The sequence below is a fragment of the Streptomyces sp. NPDC059957 genome (assembly GCF_042730015.1).
In the GTDB taxonomy this organism is placed as follows: Bacteria; Actinomycetota; Actinomycetes; order Streptomycetales; family Streptomycetaceae; genus Streptomyces.
Genome location: NZ_JBHWMB010000041.1, coordinates 1 through 18,905 on the forward strand (window position 1 = coordinate 1; position 18,905 = coordinate 18,905).

General features: G+C 71.9%; 15 protein-coding genes and 1 pseudogene. 5 read left to right on the forward strand and 11 right to left on the reverse strand.

The features are described from left to right. Window positions 1-282, reverse strand: a pseudogene (locus ACFWBW_RS25480) (hypothetical protein); the annotation flags it as partial. A 368-nt stretch (window positions 283-650) separates the two neighbouring features. Between ACFWBW_RS25480 and ACFWBW_RS25485 the strand changes: the two are divergent. Both ACFWBW_RS25485 and ACFWBW_RS25490 read left to right on the forward strand, forming a co-directional pair. Continuing rightward, the gene (locus tag ACFWBW_RS25485; protein ID WP_385376546.1) at window positions 651-2,051 is read left to right on the forward strand and encodes a M20/M25/M40 family metallo-hydrolase; all 1,401 of its coding nucleotides are present in this window, start codon (window positions 651-653) and stop codon (window positions 2,049-2,051) included. A gap of 26 nt (window positions 2,052-2,077) precedes the next feature. Further along, window positions 2,078-3,598, forward strand: coding sequence for a YfcC family protein (locus ACFWBW_RS25490; protein WP_385376702.1), 1,521 nt, complete (start codon window positions 2,078-2,080; stop codon window positions 3,596-3,598). 21 nt (window positions 3,599-3,619) lie between these two features. Here the strand turns inward: ACFWBW_RS25490 and ACFWBW_RS25495 are convergent, their stop codons facing one another. The 8 genes from ACFWBW_RS25495 to ubiG all read right to left on the reverse strand — a co-directional run bounded on the left by ACFWBW_RS25495 (window position 3,620) and on the right by ubiG (window position 11,998). Further along, the gene (locus ACFWBW_RS25495) at window positions 3,620-4,723 is read right to left on the reverse strand and encodes a polyprenyl synthetase family protein (RefSeq protein ID WP_385376549.1); all 1,104 of its coding nucleotides are present in this window, start codon (window positions 4,721-4,723) and stop codon (window positions 3,620-3,622) included. A 112-nt stretch (window positions 4,724-4,835) separates the two neighbouring features. Then, entirely contained in the window at window positions 4,836-6,785 is a 1,950-nt protein-coding gene (locus ACFWBW_RS25500; RefSeq protein ID WP_385376552.1) for an anthranilate synthase family protein, read from the reverse strand. Further along, entirely contained in the window at window positions 6,782-7,444 is a 663-nt protein-coding gene (locus tag ACFWBW_RS25505) for an isochorismatase family protein (protein ID WP_385376555.1), read from the reverse strand. Before ACFWBW_RS25505 ends, ACFWBW_RS25500 begins: the two co-directional genes overlap by 4 nt. 126 nt (window positions 7,445-7,570) lie before the next feature. Beyond that, the gene (locus ACFWBW_RS25510; RefSeq protein ID WP_385376558.1) at window positions 7,571-8,353 is read right to left on the reverse strand and encodes a 2,3-dihydro-2,3-dihydroxybenzoate dehydrogenase; all 783 of its coding nucleotides are present in this window, start codon (window positions 8,351-8,353) and stop codon (window positions 7,571-7,573) included. Next, window positions 8,350-8,820, reverse strand: coding sequence for a DUF2834 domain-containing protein (locus tag ACFWBW_RS25515; protein WP_385376561.1), 471 nt, complete (start codon window positions 8,818-8,820; stop codon window positions 8,350-8,352). The genes ACFWBW_RS25510 and ACFWBW_RS25515 overlap by 4 nt, the downstream gene beginning before the upstream one ends. A 48-nt stretch (window positions 8,821-8,868) precedes the next feature. Further along, complete coding sequence (locus ACFWBW_RS25520; protein ID WP_385376564.1) at window positions 8,869-10,365, reverse strand: flavin-containing monooxygenase; 1,497 nt, start codon at window positions 10,363-10,365, stop codon at window positions 8,869-8,871. 5 nt (window positions 10,366-10,370) lie between these two features. Beyond that, entirely contained in the window at window positions 10,371-11,264 is an 894-nt protein-coding gene (locus tag ACFWBW_RS25525; protein ID WP_385376567.1) for a 1,4-dihydroxy-2-naphthoate polyprenyltransferase, read from the reverse strand. Further along, the gene (ubiG, locus tag ACFWBW_RS25530) at window positions 11,261-11,998 is read right to left on the reverse strand and encodes a bifunctional 2-polyprenyl-6-hydroxyphenol methylase/3-demethylubiquinol 3-O-methyltransferase UbiG (protein WP_385376570.1); all 738 of its coding nucleotides are present in this window, start codon (window positions 11,996-11,998) and stop codon (window positions 11,261-11,263) included. Before ubiG ends, ACFWBW_RS25525 begins: the two co-directional genes overlap by 4 nt. Window positions 11,999-12,253: 255 nt before the next feature. Here ubiG and ACFWBW_RS25535 point away from each other — a divergent pair, with 255 nt between their 5' ends. Next, window positions 12,254-13,519 (forward strand): FAD-binding protein, encoded by a 1,266-nt coding sequence (locus ACFWBW_RS25535; RefSeq protein WP_385376573.1) that lies wholly within the window; start codon window positions 12,254-12,256, stop codon window positions 13,517-13,519. A gap of 143 nt (window positions 13,520-13,662) precedes the next feature. Here the strand turns inward: ACFWBW_RS25535 and metG are convergent, their stop codons facing one another. Together metG and ACFWBW_RS25545 are read right to left on the reverse strand one after the other, a co-directional pair. After that, on the reverse strand, window positions 13,663-15,378 hold the full coding sequence (metG, locus tag ACFWBW_RS25540; RefSeq protein WP_385376576.1) for a methionine--tRNA ligase: 1,716 nt from the start codon (window positions 15,376-15,378) through the stop codon (window positions 13,663-13,665). Window positions 15,379-15,685: 307 nt separating this feature from the next. After that, window positions 15,686-17,842 (reverse strand): hypothetical protein, encoded by a 2,157-nt coding sequence (locus tag ACFWBW_RS25545; protein WP_385376579.1) that lies wholly within the window; start codon window positions 17,840-17,842, stop codon window positions 15,686-15,688. Between the two features lie 324 nt (window positions 17,843-18,166). Here ACFWBW_RS25545 and ACFWBW_RS25550 point away from each other — a divergent pair, with 324 nt between their 5' ends. Together ACFWBW_RS25550 and ACFWBW_RS25555 are read left to right on the forward strand one after the other, a co-directional pair. Beyond that, entirely contained in the window at window positions 18,167-18,694 is a 528-nt protein-coding gene (locus tag ACFWBW_RS25550) for a sigma-70 family RNA polymerase sigma factor (protein ID WP_385376582.1), read from the forward strand. Next, on the forward strand, window positions 18,691-18,867 hold the full coding sequence (locus ACFWBW_RS25555) for a hypothetical protein (protein WP_385376585.1): 177 nt from the start codon (window positions 18,691-18,693) through the stop codon (window positions 18,865-18,867). Before ACFWBW_RS25550 ends, ACFWBW_RS25555 begins: the two co-directional genes overlap by 4 nt. The last annotated feature ends 38 nt before the right edge of the window (window positions 18,868-18,905 follow it).

Sequence of the window (18,905 nt, forward strand, 5' to 3'; positions counted from 1 at the left end):
GCCGGGCGGCGCGGGGTCGAGCGGCCCCTGCCCCGGGTGGCGCACCGTCGGCGCGGCCGGCCCGGGCAGCAGCACCCGGGCGGTCGGCCGCACGGCCGGAGCGGGGGCCGGCATCGATGCCGAGGGCCGCGCCGCGGGGGGCCTCGGCCGCGACCCGGCCGGAACGCACAGGTCGACCCGGGCGCCGCGCCCGTGGCCGTCTCCTGCGACCGCCACGTGACCGTGCAGCGGGCAGAGCGCCGCCACCAGGCCGGCACCGGCGAAGTACTGCCAAGCGGTCACCGCGCGTTCTCCCGATTCAGCAGCAGGGATGGGGGCTATGCCTGAAGAAACGATCACGGCGGTGGTTCGATACGCGCCGGACAGGTCAAGATCGGCCCTCGGCGGCCCACGGCGGCCCTCGGCGGCCCACTTCGGGCCACACCGGATCCGGGCCGGGCGGCCGCCCGGCCCGGATCCGTACCGGCGGGCGTGCCGGAGCGCACCACCCCACCGCGCCGCCACGCGCCCTCTCCCCCGCACCCCCGCGGCCGGCGTTCACCCACACGGCCCACTCCGCCACGGCGCGGCCCGCTCCCCCCGCCGATGATCGGAGAACCCGATCCCGCAGCTCAGCAGGGTCGCCCCGGGGAGCACAGGGACGGTGTCAGGTGGACGCGGACGGCTCGCAGACCCTCGAAGCACAGGTCGACGCCCTGATGGACGGCCTTCGGGCCGACCTGGAACGGCTCGCCTCCATACCCTCGGTCGCCTTCCCCGGATACCCGGCGGAGCCGGTCCTGGAGGCGCACGACCTGATCGTCTCCCTGCTGCGCGAGGCGGGCGTCCCCACCATCGAGCGGATCGACCTCCCCGACACCGCCCCGGTCGTCTACGGCGAGATCCCGCCCCCGCACCCGGACGCACCGACCGTCCTGCTGTACGGGCACTACGACGTCCAGCCCGCCGGCAACCCCACCTTGTGGCTCTCCCCGCCCTTCGAGCCGACCCCCGTCCCCGGGGTTCCCGGAGCCCTGCGGGCGCGCGGGATCGCCGACGACAAGTCGAACGTGATCGCGCACCTGGGCATGCTCCGGGTCTACGGCGGCCGCCCGCCCGTCGGGATCAAGCTGGTGATCGAGGGGCAGGAGGAGTACGGCAGCCCCTTCGACGACTACCCGCCCACCGATCCGGACCGGTTCGCCTGCGACGCGATGGTCATCGCCGACCTCGGCAACCTGCGGCCCGGCACCCCGACCCTGACCACCGGTCTGCGCGGGGCCTGCGAGGTCGTGGTGGAGGTGCGCACCCTCGCGGAGGCCCGGCACAGCGGGGAGTTCGGCGGAGCCGCCCCCGACGCCCTGCTGGTCCTGCTGCGGGCGCTGGCCACCCTGCACGACGAGCACGGGGACGTGGCGGTGCCCGGGCTGCGCCGCGAACCCTGGGAGGGGACGACCTACACCGAGGAGGAGTTCCGCGAGCTGGCTTCCGTCCGGGACGGGATGCCGCTGATCGGCACCGGCTCGCTCGGCGAGCGGCTGTGGAGCGGACCCGCCGTGACCGTCATCGGGCTGGACGCCCCGGACGTGGCGGGCGCCGCCTCCGCCGTGGTCCCGTACGCGCGGGCCAAGCTGAACCTGCGCTTCCACCCCCTCCAGGACCCGAAGGAGGCCCGGACCGCGCTCGTGAAGCACCTGCGCGCGCAGCGCCCCTTCGGGATCCCGCTCACCGTCACCCCGGGCGACACCGGCCCCGGCTTCGAGGCGCGGACGGGCGGGCCGGCGTACCGGGCGGCCCTGACCGCGCTGAAGGAGGCCTGGGGCACCGAGGCCTCCTACGTGGCCACGGGCGGCTCCATCCCGCTGGTGAACGGCCTCGCGCGGGCGGCTCCGGGGGCGGAGGTGCTGCTGTTCGGCGCCCAGGACAGCATGTGCAATCTGCACGCGCCGAACGAGCGGGTGCTGCTGTCGGAGGTGCGCAACACGGTGGTGGCGATGGCCGCCTTCGTCCGGGAGTACGCGGCGGACTTCGGCGCGGCCCGGGCCCCGAAGTCCTCGGGAGGCGAACAGTGACCACCACGCCCCCGGCCCCGCCCCAGATCCCGACCGTGCAGGAGCCGCCGGAGGAGCCCGCGCCCGCACGGAAGTTCTCCTTCCCCAGCGCGCTGACCATCCTGGCCATCGTCACCGTCGCCATCTGGCTGCTGGCCTTCCTCGTCCCGGCCGGGCAGTACGACCGCAACGACAGCGGCTCGCCCGTCGCCGGCACGTACCACCGGGTCGACGGCACCCAGAGCTTCACCGATCGCCTGAACGACCTGTTCCTCTCCCCCGTCAACGGGCTCTACGGCCTCCAGGACCCCAAGACCGGCCAGGTCGGCCCCACCTTCAGCGGTGATCTGTACGGCAGCGCGGGCGTGTTCCTCTTCGTGCTCGCCATCGGCGCCTTCATCACCGTGGTGTTCGCCACCGGGGCCCTCGACCGCGGCATCGCCCGCCTCGCCCACCGCCTGCGCGACCGCGGGGCGCTGCTGATCGCGGCCGTGATGGTGGTCTTCTCGATCCTGGGCACCGTGGAGGGCTTCGCGGAGGAGACCCTCGGGTTCTACGGACTGCTCGTGCCGATGATGCTGGCCCTCGGCTACGACCGGCTGGTCGCCGTCGGTGCCGCCATCCTCGGGGCGGGCGTCGGCGTGCTCTGCTCGACGGTGAACCCGTTCGCGACCGGTGTGGCCTCCTCGGCGGCCGACATCTCGCTCGGCGACGGGATCGGGCTGCGGTTCCTCATGTGGATCGTGCTGACCACCGTGACCGTGCTCTACGTGATCCGGTACGCGCGACGGGTCCAGAAGGACCCCTCCAAGTCGATCTGCGGGTTCCTGCCCGGGGACCGGGAGCAGAAGGCCACCGACGCCGACGAGGTGGAACCGGAGCTGACCGGGCTGCACAAGACCGTGCTGGTCCTGCTGGTCCTCGTCTTCGCCTTCATGATCTTCTCGGTGGTGCCCTGGTCGAGCGCGCTCACCGGCGACGCGGACGCGACCCCGTACGCCTGGGAACTGGACTGGTCCTTCGCGCAGTTGGCGGCGCTGTTCATCTGTGCGGCCGTGCTGATCGGCCTGGTCGCCCGGATGGGCGAGGCCAAGCTCAGCTCCACGATCATCCAGGGCGCGGCCGACTTCATCTCGCCCGCCCTGGTCATCATGCTGGCGCGCGGGGTCACGGTCATCATGAACAACTCGAAGATCACCGACACCGTGCTGCACTCCATCGAGGGTGTGGTGAAGGGGACTTCGTCCGGGATCTTCGCGATCATCGTCTTCCTCGTGAACCTCCCGCTCGCCTTCCTGATCCCCTCCACCTCCGGGCACGCCACGCTCACCATGCCGATCCTGGCCCCGCTCGCCGACTTCGCGGGCGTCTCCCGCGCGCTGATGGTGACGGCCTGGCAGTCGGCGAGCGGCTGGATGAACCTCTGGGTCCCCACCACGGCCGTCACCATCGGCGGTGTCGCACTGGCCAAGGTCGGCTACGACAAGTACCTGCGCTTCGTCTGGCCGTTGCTCGGCATCCTCTTCGTGCTGATCTGCGGGTTCCTGGCCCTGGGCGCCGCGATGTGACGACGCCGGCCCACCTTCCCGTCAGTGCCGCCGGACGACGACGAAGTCGGCCAGGGCGGTGAGCTGTTCGCGGACATCTTCGGGCAGGAACACCGTGTCGAGGGCTTCGAGGGCCGTGTCGTACTGCCGCCTCGCCTCGTCGACGGTCCAGTAGCGGCCTCCGGCCTCCTCGATCAGGGCGGCCCGGAGCGCGAAATCCCCCTCGTCGAAGAGCTCGTCCGGCGCGGAACCGGTGGCTCCGGCGGCCGCGGCGGCTGCGGCGTCGGCGGCGAGCAGCGCGGCGAGGTGCTCCGCGGCCGGCCCGCCGGCCTGGAGCGCCGCGCACACCGGCAGCGACTTCTTGCGCTGCTTGAGGTCGCTCCACGCCGCTTTGCCGGTCTCTTCCGGCGTCCCCCAGATGCCGAGCAGGTCGTCGACGGCCTGGAAGGCGAGGCCGAGGTGGTATCCGTAGCGCTCCAGGGCGTCGGCGGTCGTGTCGTCGGCGCCGCCCAGTACGGCGCCTATGGAGACGGCGCAGGCCAGCAGGGCACCGGTCTTGTTGCCCTCCATCTCCAGGCATTCGGCGACCGTCACCCGGTCGCGCTGCTCGAAGGACATGTCCTGGGCCTGGCCGTCGATCAGCTTGCGGGTCGCGGTGTTCAGCCGGCGGGTGGCGCGGGTCGACTCGTCCGTGCCCAGATCCAGCAGCACCTCACTGGCCAGCGCCAACAGCGCGTCGCCGACCAGGATCGCCTGCGCCGGGCCGTGCACCTTCCAGACCGTGTCGCGGTGGCGGCGCTGCTCGTCGCCGTCCATGAAGTCGTCGTGCAGCAGCGAGAAGTTGTGCACGAGCTCGACGGCGACCGCCCCGGTCACTCCCGCCTCGGGCGGGGCGCCCGCGGCTTCGGCGGAGATCAGCGCGAGGGCGGACCGGAGGGCTTTGCCGCCGTCGCCGTCCGAGGGGTTGCCCTCGGCGTCGATCCAGCCGAAGTGGTAGGCGGCGATGGTGTTCATGGGCGGTGCCAGCCGTTCGACGGCCTCGCGCAGCGCCGGCGTGGACAGGTTGCGCCCCCGCTCCAGCAGACCCGGTACCTCGAGGCGGATCCTCGGCTTCACATCCAGACGGTTCACGCTGTCTCCTCCCATAGGGGCCGGGCGCGTGCGGCCGGGCCATTTGCTCGTACAGGTCGTTCTCGTCCGGTGACCGCGGCATCGTGCTTGCGCGCGCGGGCGGCCTCGCCGGTGGTCACGTTCGCGTTCACGGCCGCAGCAACCCGCTGAGCAGCGAGCCGAGGATCCGCCGGCCCTCCTGGGTCAGGACGGACTCCGCGTGGAACTGCACGGAGGCGAAGTGCCGGCCCCCCAGGGCGTGCACTTCTCCGGTGTCCCGGTCCCGGCTCACGGTCACCCGGCCGTACTCGGGATGGTCGAGGACGTCGGCCTCGGCGCGGGCGGCGAACGTGTTGTAGAAGCCCACCCGTTCGCGCCCGCCCAGCAGGTCGATCTCGCGCTGCACGCCCTGGTTGGGTGTCTCGCGGCGGACCAGGCCGAGACCGAGGAACCCGCTCAGCACCTGGTGGCTCAGGCACACCCCCAGGAAGGGCCGCTCCCCCGCGAGCAGCCGGGACACCTCGGCCCTGAGGTGCGCGATCTTCGGGTGCGCGAGGTTTCCGGGGTCGCCCGGTCCGGGGCCCAGGACCACCAGGTCGTGCGCCGCGGTGTCGTAGGGCTCGTCGAACCGCCGTACGGTGACCTCCGCGCCGAGGGAGCCGATCAGCTGGGCGAGCATCGCCGTGAAGGTGTCCTCGGCGTCGACGACGAGGACCCGGCGCCCCGCCAGTTCGGCGGCGGGCCCGTTCCGGCCGCCCGGGTCGTCCAGCCAGAACCCGGCGACGCTCTCGTTGCGCAGGGCGAGTGCGGCGCGGACCTCGGGATGGCCGGCGAAGCGGTTGGCGGCGGGGCCGGTCAGGGCCGCGAGCAGCCCGGCCGCCTTGGCCCGGGTCTCGCGCGCCTCGGCTTCGGGGTCGGAGTGGCGTACCAGCGTGGCTCCGACGCCGAGGCGCAGCCGGCCGTCGACGGCGATGTCCGCCGTGCGGATCAGGATGGCGGAGTCCAGGCTCCGGGCGCCCGAGGCGTCGCTCCCGATGAGCGCGGCGACGCCGCTGTAGTAGCCGCGTCCGGTGGTCTCGTGGCGGCTGATCACCCGGGCGGCGTTCTCCAGCGGTGCGCCGGTCACCGTCGGGGCGAACAGGGTCTCCCGGAGGATGTCGCGGACGTCCAGGTCGGTGCTGCCCTCGATGAGGTACTCGGTGTGCGCGAGCCGGGTCATCTCCTTGAGGTAGGGGCCGATGAGCCGCCCGCCGGACCGGCAGAGGCGGGACATCATCTTCAGCTCCTCGTCGACGACCATGTACAGCTCGTCGGCTTCCTTCCGGTCCGTCAGGAACGCCAGGACGCCGTCGAGGGTGGGGCCGTCCGGGGGGTAGCAGTAGGTGCCGCTGATGGGGTTCATCACCGCGGTGCCGCCCCGGACGCTGATGTGGCGTTCGGGGGTGGCACCGATGAGCATCCGGTCGCCGGTGTGGACGAGGAAGGTCCAGTAGGCCCCTGCCTCCCGTTCGAGGAGGCGGCGGAAGAAGGACAGGGCGCCGACGACCGAGCAGTCCGGCAGCCAGGCCGTGAACGTCCTCTTGATCACGAAGTTCGCGCCTTCGCCGCTGCCGATCTCGTCGGCGACCACCCGGCGCACGAGGTCCGCGTACGCCTCGTCCGAGAGGTCGAACTCCTCGGCTTCGACCTTGACCGGATCGTCGGGCAGCCGGCGCAGGGCCGTGGCGAGCGGGAGGTTCTGCCGGTCGGTGACGGTCAGCGCGATCAGCGGCTCGCCGTCGTCGAGGGCGGCGTACCCGCGCTCGGTGATCTGCCGGTACGGCACCAGGGCGAGTAGCTCGCCCCCGCCGGCCGGGGCGGTGGGGGCCGTGTCGTGGCCCTTGGGGTCCGCGGGCACCCTGGGCTCCGTGAGCGGGAGGTCGGCCAGCGTGGCGCAGGTGGCCGTATGGCCCAGCAGTACTTCCAGGGTTCCCGGAGCCGTGGATTCCGGGCGGTACAGCAGGGCGAAGGCCCCCACGGAGCCGTCCAGGACCCGGGCGAGGAGGTCCGGGTCCGCGGTGGTGCCCGTACCGGCCGCGGTCCGGCCGGTCCCGGTCACCGCCGCTCCCCTGTGGGTACGGCGGCGAGCGCCTCGCACAGGGAGGCCGTGGTGACGACGGCGGCTGCCCGCTCGGCCGCGTACGTCAGGGCGATCCGGTGGTAGGAGGCGGAGAAGTCCGCGACGGCGTCGCCCACCAGGAAGGGCTGGATGTCCCGCGTGAAGGCGTCCACGACCGTCATCAGGACCCCCACGTGCGCGTAGACCCCGCAGATGACGAGCTGGTCGCGGCCTTCGGACCGCATCCGTTCCTGCAGGCCGGAGTTGAAGAAGGCGCTGTAGCGCCACTTGGTGAACATCCAGTCGCCCGGGGCCGGTTCGAGTCCCGCGACGAGTCGGCGGTGCTCCGGCGCGGTGCGCATTCCGGGGCCCCAGAAGTCCGCGAGCAGGCCCCGTTCCTCGGTCGTCATCCCGCCGGGCTGTGCCGTGTAGGCGACGGGGATGCCGAGTTCGGCGCAGCGTTCGCGCAGCAGGATCACATTGCTCACGAGGGGGTCCCGGGGCGAGGTTCCCTGCTCGAACGGCCGGAGGAAGTACTCCTGCATGTCGTGGACGAGCAGTACGGCACGCCGCGGGTCCACCTGCCAGCCGACCACCGACGGAGGGAAGTCACCGGGCAGGGGCATCGGGTAGGGATCGATGGAAGGCAGTCCTGCCATGCGCTGGCCGGTCCTTTCGGGATGCGGTCGGTGGACGGAGCGGACCCGGTCGGGGGCCGCGCCGGCGGTGGAGCGGGTGCGGGTAGGAGGCGCGTGGGTTCGGCAGGCGGCGGGTTCGGCAGGGGGCTACACCCCGAGGGTCGCGCCGCCGTCGACGGTGAGGCCCTGCAGGGTGATGTGCCCGGCCTCGTCGGACAGCAGGAAGAGGACGGCGTGGGCGACGTCCTGCGTGCTCGCCACCTTTCCCAGCGGTATGCCGGTCCGGTAGGCGTCCGGGTCCCCCTTCACCGAGGCGGCGACCGCACTCCCGTCGGGGTGCATGCCGTGCAGCATCAGGGTGTCCGTGGAGCCGGGGGCGACCACGTTGCAGCGGACGCCGTACCGGGCGGCTTCCAGGCCCATGCTCTTGGTGAAGGCGATCGCCGCCGCCTTGGAGGCGGCGTAGGCGGCCATGTGCGAGCGGGCGGTGCTCGCGGCGTTCGACGCGACCGTGACGATCGAGCCCCTGCGGCGCGCCATCATGCGGCCGACCACCGCGCGGGACACGAAGAAGACCCCGTTCGCGTTGACCGCGAAGGTGAGGTACCAGTCCTGGTCGCTCAGGTCCGTGACCTCTCCGAGGCGGAGCACCCCGGCGGCGTTCACCAGGTAGTCGATGGGCCCCAGTTGCTCCTCCACCGCCTCGATCACGGCTTCGACGTCGGCGCTGGAGGTCACGTCCGCCGGGTGGCCCCGTACGGACAGGCCTTCGGCGGCGAGCTTCTCGACCGTTTCCCACAACTGCACGTTGTCCAGGTCCACGGCGGCGACCACCCGGCCCTGCTCGGCGAGCAGCCGGACCACGGCCGAACCGATGCCGCCGGCCGCGCCGGTCACCACGGCCACCTTGCGGGCCGTCCCGTCACTCATTGCGTGGCCGTCGTCGCCGTGGGACGCAGGGCGGATACGTCGGCGAACTCTTCGGCCGCAAAGGACCGTTCGGCGTTCCCGCGCTCCCCCTCGGCTTCCCGCAGGGCCGCGATCTTCAGCTGGCGCACGAGCATGAAGAGTCCGTAGGTCACGATCAGGGCGATCGCCGGGGCCCCGACGATGTACGCCCACACGTGCCGGATGCCGAACCGCCGGCCCTCCACGATCATGTACGCACCGACGGCCGCCCAGACGAGTACCAGGTCCATGTAGACGAACTGGGACGCCAGATTGGTTGTCGAGTCGCGGAGGAAGTTCTCCACGACCCCCATCGCACCGGCGTCTGCGTTCTGCACGACGAAGGTGACCGCCATCGTCCCCATGACGCACAGACCGATCAGGGCGGACGCCCCGTACAGGAAGCACAGCGCGCGGTCCTTTCCGCGCACCTCACTCAAACGCGTCACAACTGCCTCCCAGGCATGGGTGTTTCCTGCGGCCGGGCGGCCGCCGGGTCATCGTTCGTAGCTGTAGTCGTCCAGGTCGAAGTGCCGGGCCCGCCAGGCCGCTTCGTAGGTGGAGGCGGGGCGGACGGCCGGCGCGTCCCCGTGCTCGTCGAGGTAGTAGCTGTTCGTTCCCTGGCAACTCGGGTCAAGGAAGACGGTGTTGCGCATGCGGCGCAGGTTCCTGCGGAAGGAGCCGTCGTGCTTCTCCGGACGGACGGCCACTTCCGTGGCACGGCGGCGGCGGGCTTCGCCGATCACCCGCAGGGCGTGGGTCACCTGGTAGTCGATCATTCCGAACCAGGACCCGCCGGTGAAGGAGTAGGGGCCGACGATGAACCACAGGTTCGGATAGCCCTTGACCGACGTGCCCTCGTACGTCTGGAACCGCTCGGTCTTCCAGAACTCCTTGAGGTCCCGGCCCCCTTGGCCGCGCAGTGGGAACGGGGGCAGGTTGTCGAGGACGTGGAACCCGGTGGCCAGGATCAGCACGTCGAAGTCCTGTTCCTCGCCGTCCGTGGTGCGGATGCCGGACGGGGTGATCTCCTCGATGGGCTCGGTGACGAGCTCGACGTTCTCGCGGGTGAAGGCGCGCCAGTAGCCCTTGCTCAGCGACGGCCGCTTGCAGCCCACCCGGTAGGAGGGCGTCAGCTTGCGCATCAGTGTGCGGTCGCCCTTGACCTGGCGCCGCAGGTAGAGCTTCGAAGCCGCTTCCCCGGCCTTCGCCAGGAAGGGGAAGCGCCGGTAGTGGACCATGGCGATCACGAAGCTGACCTCGGTCACGACGTCCGTGAGCAGCCGGATCGTGCGCTGCGTCGCCGGAACCTTGCGGAAGAGCCGGCGGACGGGCTCCGGCACCGCGAAGTCCGGCTTCGGGAGCAGCCAGATGGGGGTCCGCTGGTAGACGTGGAGCTGCTCCGTCCGGTCGGCGATCTCCGGGACGATCTGCACCGCCGAGGCCCCGGTGCCGATGACCCCCACCCGTTTGCCGTCCAGGTCCAGGGACTGGTCCCACTGCGCCGTGTGCACGAGGTCGCCCTTGAAGGTGTCGAGACCGGCGATGGCCGGCGTCTTGGGCTTGGTGAGCCACCCGGTGGCGCAGATGACGAAGCGCGCCGTCAGCGAGGTGCCGTCGCCGAGCACCACCTTCCACAGGTGCGCCGATTCGCTGTAGGAAGCACGGTCGACCCTGGAGTTGAAGCGCAGGTGGGGCCGCAGGGCGTACGCGTCGATGCAGTGGTCGGCGTACGCCTTCAGTTCCTCTCCCGGCGGGAAGACCCGGGACCAGGAGGCGAAGGGTTCGGCGGCGAAGGAGTAGGAGAAGGCGGAGATGTCCACGGCGACGCCGGGGTACTTGTTGGCGTACCAGCTGCCGCCCACGTCGTCCCGTTCCTCCAGGACGACGAAGTCGTCGATGCCCGCCCGGCGCAGGCCGAGCGCGGCTCCGATGCCCGAGAACCCCGCGCCGATGACGAGGACTTCGTGGTCGGGTCCCGTCGATTCCCTCATGGAGTTCACAGGGCCAGCCCGATCGCCTGCAGGGACCCGAACACGAGCAGCAGCAGGCAGGTGTGCTCCAGCGCCGGAATCAGGTCGCGGCCGGCCGCACCGCTCAGCACCCGGCGCGCGGGCCGGACGGCGACCGGGACCGCGGCCAGGACGAGGAACGCCCCGGGCCGGGTGGAGGCGAGGAGCAGGGCGAACACGAAGGCCGCGGCGATGCAGAGGGCGTAGAACTGCCGGGTCGGTCCGGCACCCATCCGCACCGCGAGGGTGATCTTCCCCGCGGCCGCGTCGGTCGGGATGTCGCGGAGGTTGTTCGTGGTCAGCAGCGCACAGGCGAGGAAGCCGAGGGGCACGGACGCGGCGAGGGCGATCGGGGGCACGTGGCCGAGCTGGATGGCGGCGGGGGCGCACACGAAGACCACGCCGTGGTAGAGGAAGATGCTGATCTCGCCGAACCCGCGGTAGCCGTAGGGCCGCGCGCCGCCGGTGTAGAACCAGCCGCCGAGGGCGAGGGCCACGGTCAGCGCGAGCACCCACCAGGAGACCAGTACGGCCAGGACCAGCCCGGCGAGGGCCCCGAAGGCGTACAGGACCAGCCCGTGCCGGAAGACCTGCCGGGGCGTGGCCTGCCCCGAGCCCACCAGCCGGGCCGGGCCCGCCCGGTGGTCGTCGACGCCCCGGATCCCGTCGCTGTAGTCGTTGAAGAAGTTGGTCCCCAGGACGAAGCCCAGGACGAGCACGGCCGTCAGGGCAGCGTGCCACCAGTCGACCGTCCCGGCCTCGTGGGCTATGGCGAGACCCACCGCGAGCGGGGCGAAGGTGACGGGCAGGGTCTTGAGCCGTGCGCCGGCCACCCAGCTCCGCACGGCGACGTACTGCACCGGCTGCTGCTGAAGGGTCATGTCTTCGACCCCACGCCCAGGTAGAGCACGGCCGTGGACTTCGTGCGCACCATGCTCACCTCGTCGATCCGGCCGGCCGCGAAGCGGGCCATCTCGCGCATCCGCGGTCGCAGGCCGAGCAGTTCGAGCTCGACTCCGCTCTCCCGCGCTGCCCGGGTCAGGCGGTCGCGGTTGACGAAGAGCCGGTGGTCATGGGTGCCGCGGGGCGGCCGGCCGGGGAGGGGGAGGTTCTCGGCGAGGGTGATGGAGACCAGCCGGGCCACCCGCGTGTCGGCGATGGTGTCGACGATCAGCGTGCCTCCGGGTCGCAGGACCCGGCATGCTTCCGCCACCACCGCGTAGGGGTCCGGTACGTGCTCCAGGCACTGCCCCGCGGTGACCACGTCGAACGACTCGTCCTCGAAGGGCAGTTCGGCCACGTCGGCCCGGACGACCTCGTCGAACCCGTGGCGCAGCGCCTCGCGGAGCGACATCTCCGACAGGTCGACGCCGACCGTGCGGTAGCCCTTGGCCGCCGCGTGCGGGCCGAACAGCCCCCCGCCACAGGCGATGTCGAGCAGGGCGGCCTGCTCGTTCCGGGCGGTGGGGACGAATTCGGCGCGGGCCTTCGCGATCCAGCTCAGTGGCGCGAGCGCCCCCCTGGGATCCCACCACTCATCGGCGAGACCGTCGTAATCCGAGATGAAGTCCTGCCGGATTTCCGACCTGTCCTTTTCTCCACTGCGTGTAAGCAAAGCAGTTACCTCCGCCCATCAGTCGCACTGCGGTCAACCTTTCCAGAAGCGTGACAGGGGGTGATAGAGCCCGCATGGAGCATCCCTATAGCCCAGGTCTTGCGACCCCTTTACGACCGGTTCGTGACCTTCCGGTGCGGGCCCGGTGTCGTGTTAGTCTCCCCTGGCTTCTCCAACTCCAGCAGCCTGCCGGTCAATTGGCAGGAGCCGCCCCTGCGGCGTAACCCGGATAAAGTCCGGGAAAGGTGGCGCACGATGATCTCATTCAGCACCGATTTCGGGCGGTCTCTCTCCATCACCCCCGCAAAGGTGGTGCGGGAAGGTGCGGACGGAGAGATCGGCGACCTCATCGCCGCGGCGGCCGCATCCGGCAAGGACACGGCGGTACGGGGCGCCGGCCGGTCGTGCAACACCCAGACGCTCGCGTCCGGAACCGTGCTGGACAATTTCCGCGAGGACGCGGAACCGCGGTTCACGGGTGAAGAACACCGTGTGGAAGTTCCGAGCGGAATGACCTGGTACGCGCTGGAGAAATGGTTGAACGGGCACGGACGTGCCAATCCCGTCCTGCCCAGCTATCTGAATCTCACGGTGGGCGGGACGCTGTCCATCGGTGGTTTCGGCCACGGTTCACTGCGGTCGGGACTCCAGATCGACCAAGTGGAAGAGATCGATCTCATCGACGGAACGGGACGCTCGCGCACCTGCTCCCGAACGGAGAATTCCGAGCTGTTCCGGTTCGCCCTGGGCGGCCTGGGCCAGGTCGGTTTCATCCAGACCGCGGTGCTCCGCACCGTGCCGTACCGGGCGGTCACACCCGTCTCCCGGATTCCGCACACGGGAATATCGGAACTCGCGGAATTCATGAAGGGTGTCGCCGGTGATCCCGCGGTTTCCGGCTATTTCGGCATGTACGACCGGGCCTCCTGGTTCTCGCAGGTCTCCTTCGCGGCGGAGGCCGCGGAAGCCGCGGAGTCCCGCGAACCGGGCACCGTGCTGCCCGCACCCGACTACTCCCTGCTGCTGCACCAGGAGGTCGACCAGCACCTCCTGCCCGTCCTCCAGGACGAATCCCGCGTGAACCTCTGGGCCGACTACGTCTTCGACGAGGCGGGCTTCGAGGGAATCACGAAGACACTGGAGGAACTGACCCGCGAGTCCCCGTTCGCGGACAACCTGATCAGCCTGTACTTCCTGGTCATCAAGCGCCCCGAAGCGGCGACGTCGTTCGTCTTCGCACCGGCCCTCGCCACCCCGGTCCAGTACGGGATCGGCGTGTTCACCACCATCGAGAAGTCCGACTCCCACGCGGTGGCCGAGACCGGGAGGGTGCTGCGCGAGCTGCTGGCGGCCTGCGCGCAGGCGAAGGGCCGCCCGTACCTGTACGGCTCCCACGAGCTGGACGCGGAGCTGCTGGAGGGCTTCTACGGCGCGGACGCGCTGCGGCGGCTGGAATCCCTGCGCGAGGAGCACGCCCTGACCCGTTTCAACACGCGGGCCTTCGGCGGTGTCCGGCCGTGAGGAAAGCGCGCAGGGGCGCGACTCCGAAGAGTCGCGCCCCTGCGTGAGCTGCTGTCTGGAAGGCCGGTCGGACCGGTCCGGGCCGGCTGGTCCGGTCGGGCTGGTCCGGTCGGGCTGGTCCGGTTGGGCTGGTCCGGTTGGGCTTAAGCCTCCGGGTTGCCGCCGAAGCGCTCGCGGTACGACTCCAGGTCCTCTTCGGTGACCCTCGGGAAGAGCACCGCCGGAACCGTGAACGGGGTGCCCGCCGGCACCGCGTCGAGGGACGCGGCCTGCTCCGGGGTGACCCAGGTGGCGGTGTCGTCCGCGAGGTCGAACGCGGAGCGCATGGCGCGCGCCGAGGCCGGGATGAACGGCTCGGAGACCACCGAGTAGAGGTGGATGAGGTTCATCGCCGTGCGCAGGGTGAGCGCCGCGCCGTCCAGGTCGGTCTTGACCTCCGTCCAGGGGGCCTTCTCGTCGAGGTAGGAGTTTCCGGCGGACCACAGGGCGCGCAGCGCGGCCGCGGCCTTGCGGTACTGGAGGGTGTCCATGTGGCCCTCGTACTCGGCCAGCAGTTCGGCGATCTGCACGCCCAGCTTGGCCTCGACCTCGCCCGCGGGGCTGCCGGCGGGGACGTCGTCGCCGAACTTCTTGCGGGAGAAGGTCAGTACGCGGTTGACGAAGTTGCCCAGCGTGCCGCCGAGGTCCTTGTTCACCGTGGCGGCGAAGTGCTCCCACGTGAAGGAGGAGTCGTCGGACTCGGGCGCGTTGGCGATGAGGAAGTAGCGCCAGAAGTCGGCCGGGAGGATCTCCAGCGCCTGGTCGGTGAAGACGCCGCGCTTCTGCGAGGTGGAGAACTTTCCGCCGTAGTACGTCAGCCAGTTGAAGGCCTTGACGTAGTCGACCATCTTCCACGGCTCGCGGACGCCGAGCTCGGTGGCGGGGAACATCACCGTGTGGAACGGGACGTTGTCCTTGGCCATGAACTGGGTGTAACGGACGTCCTCGGCCTCGTACCACCAGGACTTGTAGTCGCGGTTCGCCGGGTCGGCGTCCGCCCACTCCTTGGTCGAGGCGATGTACTCGATCGGGGCGTCGAACCAGACGTAGAACACCTTGCCGTCGGCGGCCAGTTCGGGCCACGTATCGGCGGGGACCGGGACGCCCCAGTCGAGGTCACGCGTGATGGCGCGGTCGTGCAGGCCCTCGGTCAGCCACTTGCGGGCGATGGAGGACGCGAGCTGCGGCCACTCCTCCTCGTGCTCCGCGACCCAGGCCTCGACCTCGACCTGCAGCTTGGACTGGAGGAGGAAGAGGTGCTTGGTCTCGCGGACCTCCAGCTCGGTGGAGCCGGAGATGGCCGAGCGGGGCTCGATCAGGTCCGTGGGGTCCAGGACGCGGGTGCAGTTCTCGCACTGGTCGCCGCGGGCCTTGTCGTAGCCGCAGTGCGGGCAGGTGCCCTCCACGTAGCGGTCCGGCAGGAAGCGGCCGTCGACCGGCGAGTAGACCTGCCGGATCGCGCGCTCCTCGATGAAGCCGTTCTTCTCGAGCTGGCGCGCGAAGTGCTGGGTGATCTCGCGGTTCTGCTCCGAGGAGCTGCGGCCGAAGTAGTCGAAGGACAGCTCGAAGCCGTCGTAGACCGCCTTCTGGGCGTCATGGGCCTGCGCGCAGAACTCGGCGACCGAGAGGCCGGCCGCCTTCGCGGCGAGCTCGGCGGGGGTGCCGTGCTCGTCGGTGGCGCAGATGTAGAGGACGTCGTGGCCGCGCTGGCGGAGGTACCGGGAGTACACATCCGCCGGAAGCATCGACCCGACCATGTTGCCCAGGTGCTTGATCCCGTTGATGTAGGGAAGCGCGCTGGTGATCAGGTGTCGAGCCATCCTCGGATGCTCCATTTCGTATATGCCGGTACGACGTGACGTGCGGTTCATCGTATCGAACCGCCGAAACGCCACGCCCCGCATTTCTTCGGGGTGGACTGGGGGTACAGCGCAGAACTGAGGGGTGCAAAGCAAAAGCGAGGACTGTGACCACTCCGTCACGGCCCTCGCGCTGCGGCCATGGTACAGCGGGCCGGGCAGCCCCCGAACCGCCGTCCACCCGTGCGCGGCACCGTCCGCGGAGGCCGTGGACGGCGCCGCGCAGGCCGTGGACGGCGCCGCGCAGGACGGCGCCGGCGGTGCGCCGTCAGTCGCGGCCGCCCCGGGCGCCGTCGATCGCGGTGATCCGGCCGCCGCTCGCGAGTCTGCCCGTCAGGGTGGCGGCGGGGCCCTGCGGCCCGGCGACGGGGACGGTCAGGGTCCGGCCGGCTGCCTCCGCGCGGACGGCACCGGCCGCCGTGATGCCCGCGACCTCCCGGCTGCCCGCCGCCAGCAGGTACCAGCGGCCGGCCGGCGACCTCCACCGGGTGCCCGCGAGCAGGTGCTGCCCGAACCGTCCGCACGCGGCGGTCCCGCGGGACCGTGCCACGTCCTGCGGGGGTCCGGCGGGCAGGCGCAGCTGGACCAGGACGTCACCCGGGCCTGCCCAACCGGAGGCCCGGGTGCAGGTCCAGACGGCCCGGCCCGCGCCGTCGGGGAGTTCGGAGCCGGCGAAGTCCCAGACGTTGACGGCCCGTACCCCGCCGGACCGGTGCTCCCGAAGCCGGCAGGCGACCGGGGCCCACGCCGCCCGCGCCGCCGGACCGGTGGCCTCGCGCGGCTGGCGTGCGGCCACCGCCCCGGGACCGTCGGGCGGCGGCGTGTAGGTCAGGTGTACGGGGGTCAGCCCACCCAGGTCGGCGAGGACGAAGGCGTGCTTCTCCACGATGCGGGCGGAGGAGGTCAGCTCCAGCACGGGCCACGCCGCGCAGGCACCGCCGCCGGCGCCGTCCATGCGCGGCACCGCGGTCTCCTCGGTGACCCCGTCGGCGGAGACGGCCAGCGGGCCGGCATCCGCCCCCGTCCGGAGCAGGTCGCGGGCGGCCGCCCGGGCGATCCACGGCGCGAGCAGGTACCTGGCCCGGCCCCCGTCCGTGGCACCCTTCGTGTTCCCGTTCCCGTTCCCGCTCCCGCTCCCGTTCCCGGTGGAGCGGCTCAGGGTCAGCGCGGCGGCGGTGGTCACGTTCGCCTCGTCGGTACGGGCGAACGCGAGCTCCCGCCCGCGTGGCCCGTCGGCAGCTTCGGCGTAGCGCACCACCCGGTCCCCGTCGAGCAGCAGCACGACGGCCCGCCCGGCGACGTCGCCCGCGTACAGGAGCTGCGGCGCGCGCAGCGGTGCGTCGGTGACCGTCCCCGGCGCGGCCGTCACCGCCACCTCCCGGGGCCGGGCGGCCCAGGCCGCCAGCGCGCGGGCGAGCAGGCCCCGGTCGGCGGTACGGGCGCCGCGGGCGGGCCAGGCGGTGAAGTCGACGCGGGCGGTGTCCGCCCAGGCCTCGGCGGGAACGCGGACCAGCCGGGCCGGGTCCAGTGCCCCGGCGACGGCCGGTCCGGCGAGCGGCGAGGCCTCCGGTCGGGGCGGCGACCCGTCGGCCGCGAGGATCCCGGCGGCCAGGGCCAGCGCGGCCGCGGCGGTCCAGCCGGCCCGGGTCCGGCGGCGCCGTCGCAGCAGGTCGGTGGGGCGGGCGCTGACCACGGCGGCATCGAACCCGACGCCGTCCGGGCCCCGCAGGAGCGTTTCCCCAGCCGCATCCCCGACACGGGTACGGGTACCCGCATGCGGGGCGGCACCGGCACCGCCCCACCCTCCCGGTGGCTGCGAGCCCAGCTCCTGGCCCTGGCCTTGTCCCTGGCCGAGCCCGAGTCCCGACCCCGCCCCCTCCCCCGGCGCCCACTCCCGCCAGGCGGCCAGCGCCTCCCGCACGGCGTCCGCCGGGTCGGGCACCCCGGCCTGCCCGAGCAGCCGGGCCACCGCCTCCTCGGGCAGGCCGTCCATGCCGTGCAGGACGAACGCGGCCCGGACCGGCCCCGGAGCCGCGCCCAGCGCCCGGGCGGGCTCGTCGATCCCGCCCGCCGGGGGCCACAACCGCAGCCCCCAGACGAAGGGCGGCGCCGGCGGCCACCCGAGCCCGGCCGCGGCGAGACGCGCCCGGCCGGACGGGGCGAGGCTCGCGCGCAGGACCCGTACGCGCACCTCGGTCAGGGGGCCGCCCAGCCCGTCGGGCCCGGCCGGAGCCTGGGTACTGCCGCGCCCGCCGCGCGGGAGTGCTCGCTGGACCGCCTTGTGTGCGAGGAGTACCCGGGTATGACGGCCCAGGGTGACCGGGAGCGTCACGTAGGCGAGCCGTACCAGTTGGGGGTAGTGCTCGACGAGGACGGCCTCGGCCTGCTCCACGGCGGTGGAGCCGAATCGCTGTGTTGTACCCACCCTCCGACAAACGAGTGAATCTTGGGATGGTCACACGCCGTGCTCTCCGACGGAGAACGAACGGGGAACGAAACGGACGCACGGGAGAATGGCATATGCGTTTGCGCTGGTTGAGCGCGCGTGCGATCGACATCGATCATCGCGTGATCATCACCGAACGTAATTCCTCCAGCTTTCATCTCTGCGCCCTCCGAGTGCGCCCGCGCTGATTTCCTTGCCCCGCACACGGGATGGGGTGGAGCGGTGAGCGATGGCAGCGGTCTTCCGGAGGAGTCCGGTGGCGGGGCCGTGGGTCTGCCGAGCCGACGACGGCGGCCGGCGCCCATGAGTCAGTGGGATTCGACGGCGCGCCTGTCGTACTGGGCCTTCCACGCCGACCGGCGCCCGGCCTACATGCGGTTCGCGTACCTGCAACTGGGCTCGGATGCGGCGGCCGAGGAAGCCGTCGACGCCGCCTTCGACTCGATCATGGCCGACTGGCTGCGGATGCTGCACATGGACCGGCTCGACGCCTACGCGTGGACCGTCCTCAAACAGCGTCTGATCGACCGCCAGTTCCCCCGCAGCACCTGCCCGGAGCCGATGGACACCAGTGCCTTCGAGGCGGCGCTCAAGGAGGCCCACGCGGAAGCCGACCAGTACGAGGTGCTCACCGACACCATCCGCTTCTACTCCGCCGTCTCCCGGCTCGCCGAACGGCAGCGCGACGCCGTGCTGTTGCGGTACGGGCTCCAGTGCACCCCCGGCGAAGCCGCCACGATCATGGGTGTGGACGAGGCCACGGTCCGCTCTCAACTCGGCCAGGCCCAGCGGCGGCTCGCCCGGCTGCTCGACACGTCGGCCGAGTCATGAGCCGCCACACGAGCCGCGGAACCCGCCGCGAGGACGGCGGACTCCCGCGCTCCCTGGAGCAGTTCCTGGCCCGGGCGAGCGTGCGCGACCGCTATCCGCACTACGACCTGGGCGCGGCGGAGGCCCGGCTGCTGCGGGGTGCCCACACCGCGACCCCGGGGTCGGCGGCGTGAGACGGAGCCAACCCCCAACGCGGTGGGGACCCCGGCCG

Coding starts and splice junctions, on each gene's coding strand:
- ACFWBW_RS25555 (WP_385376585.1), top strand. CDS start 18,691: ATGAGCCGCCACACGAGCCGCGGAACCCGCCGCGAGGACGGCGGACTC.
- ACFWBW_RS25535 (WP_385376573.1), top strand. CDS start 12,254: ATGATCTCATTCAGCACCGATTTCGGGCGGTCTCTCTCCATCACCCCC.
- ACFWBW_RS25495 (WP_385376549.1), bottom strand. CDS start 4,723: ATGGGAGGAGACAGCGTGAACCGTCTGGATGTGAAGCCGAGGATCCGC.
- ACFWBW_RS25525 (WP_385376567.1), bottom strand. CDS start 11,264: ATGACCCTTCAGCAGCAGCCGGTGCAGTACGTCGCCGTGCGGAGCTGG.
- ACFWBW_RS25520 (WP_385376564.1), bottom strand. CDS start 10,365: ATGAGGGAATCGACGGGACCCGACCACGAAGTCCTCGTCATCGGCGCG.
- ACFWBW_RS25510 (WP_385376558.1), bottom strand. CDS start 8,353: ATGAGTGACGGGACGGCCCGCAAGGTGGCCGTGGTGACCGGCGCGGCC.
- metG (WP_385376576.1), bottom strand. CDS start 15,378: ATGGCTCGACACCTGATCACCAGCGCGCTTCCCTACATCAACGGGATC.
- ACFWBW_RS25550 (WP_385376582.1), top strand. CDS start 18,167: ATGAGTCAGTGGGATTCGACGGCGCGCCTGTCGTACTGGGCCTTCCAC.
- ACFWBW_RS25505 (WP_385376555.1), bottom strand. CDS start 7,444: ATGGCAGGACTGCCTTCCATCGATCCCTACCCGATGCCCCTGCCCGGT.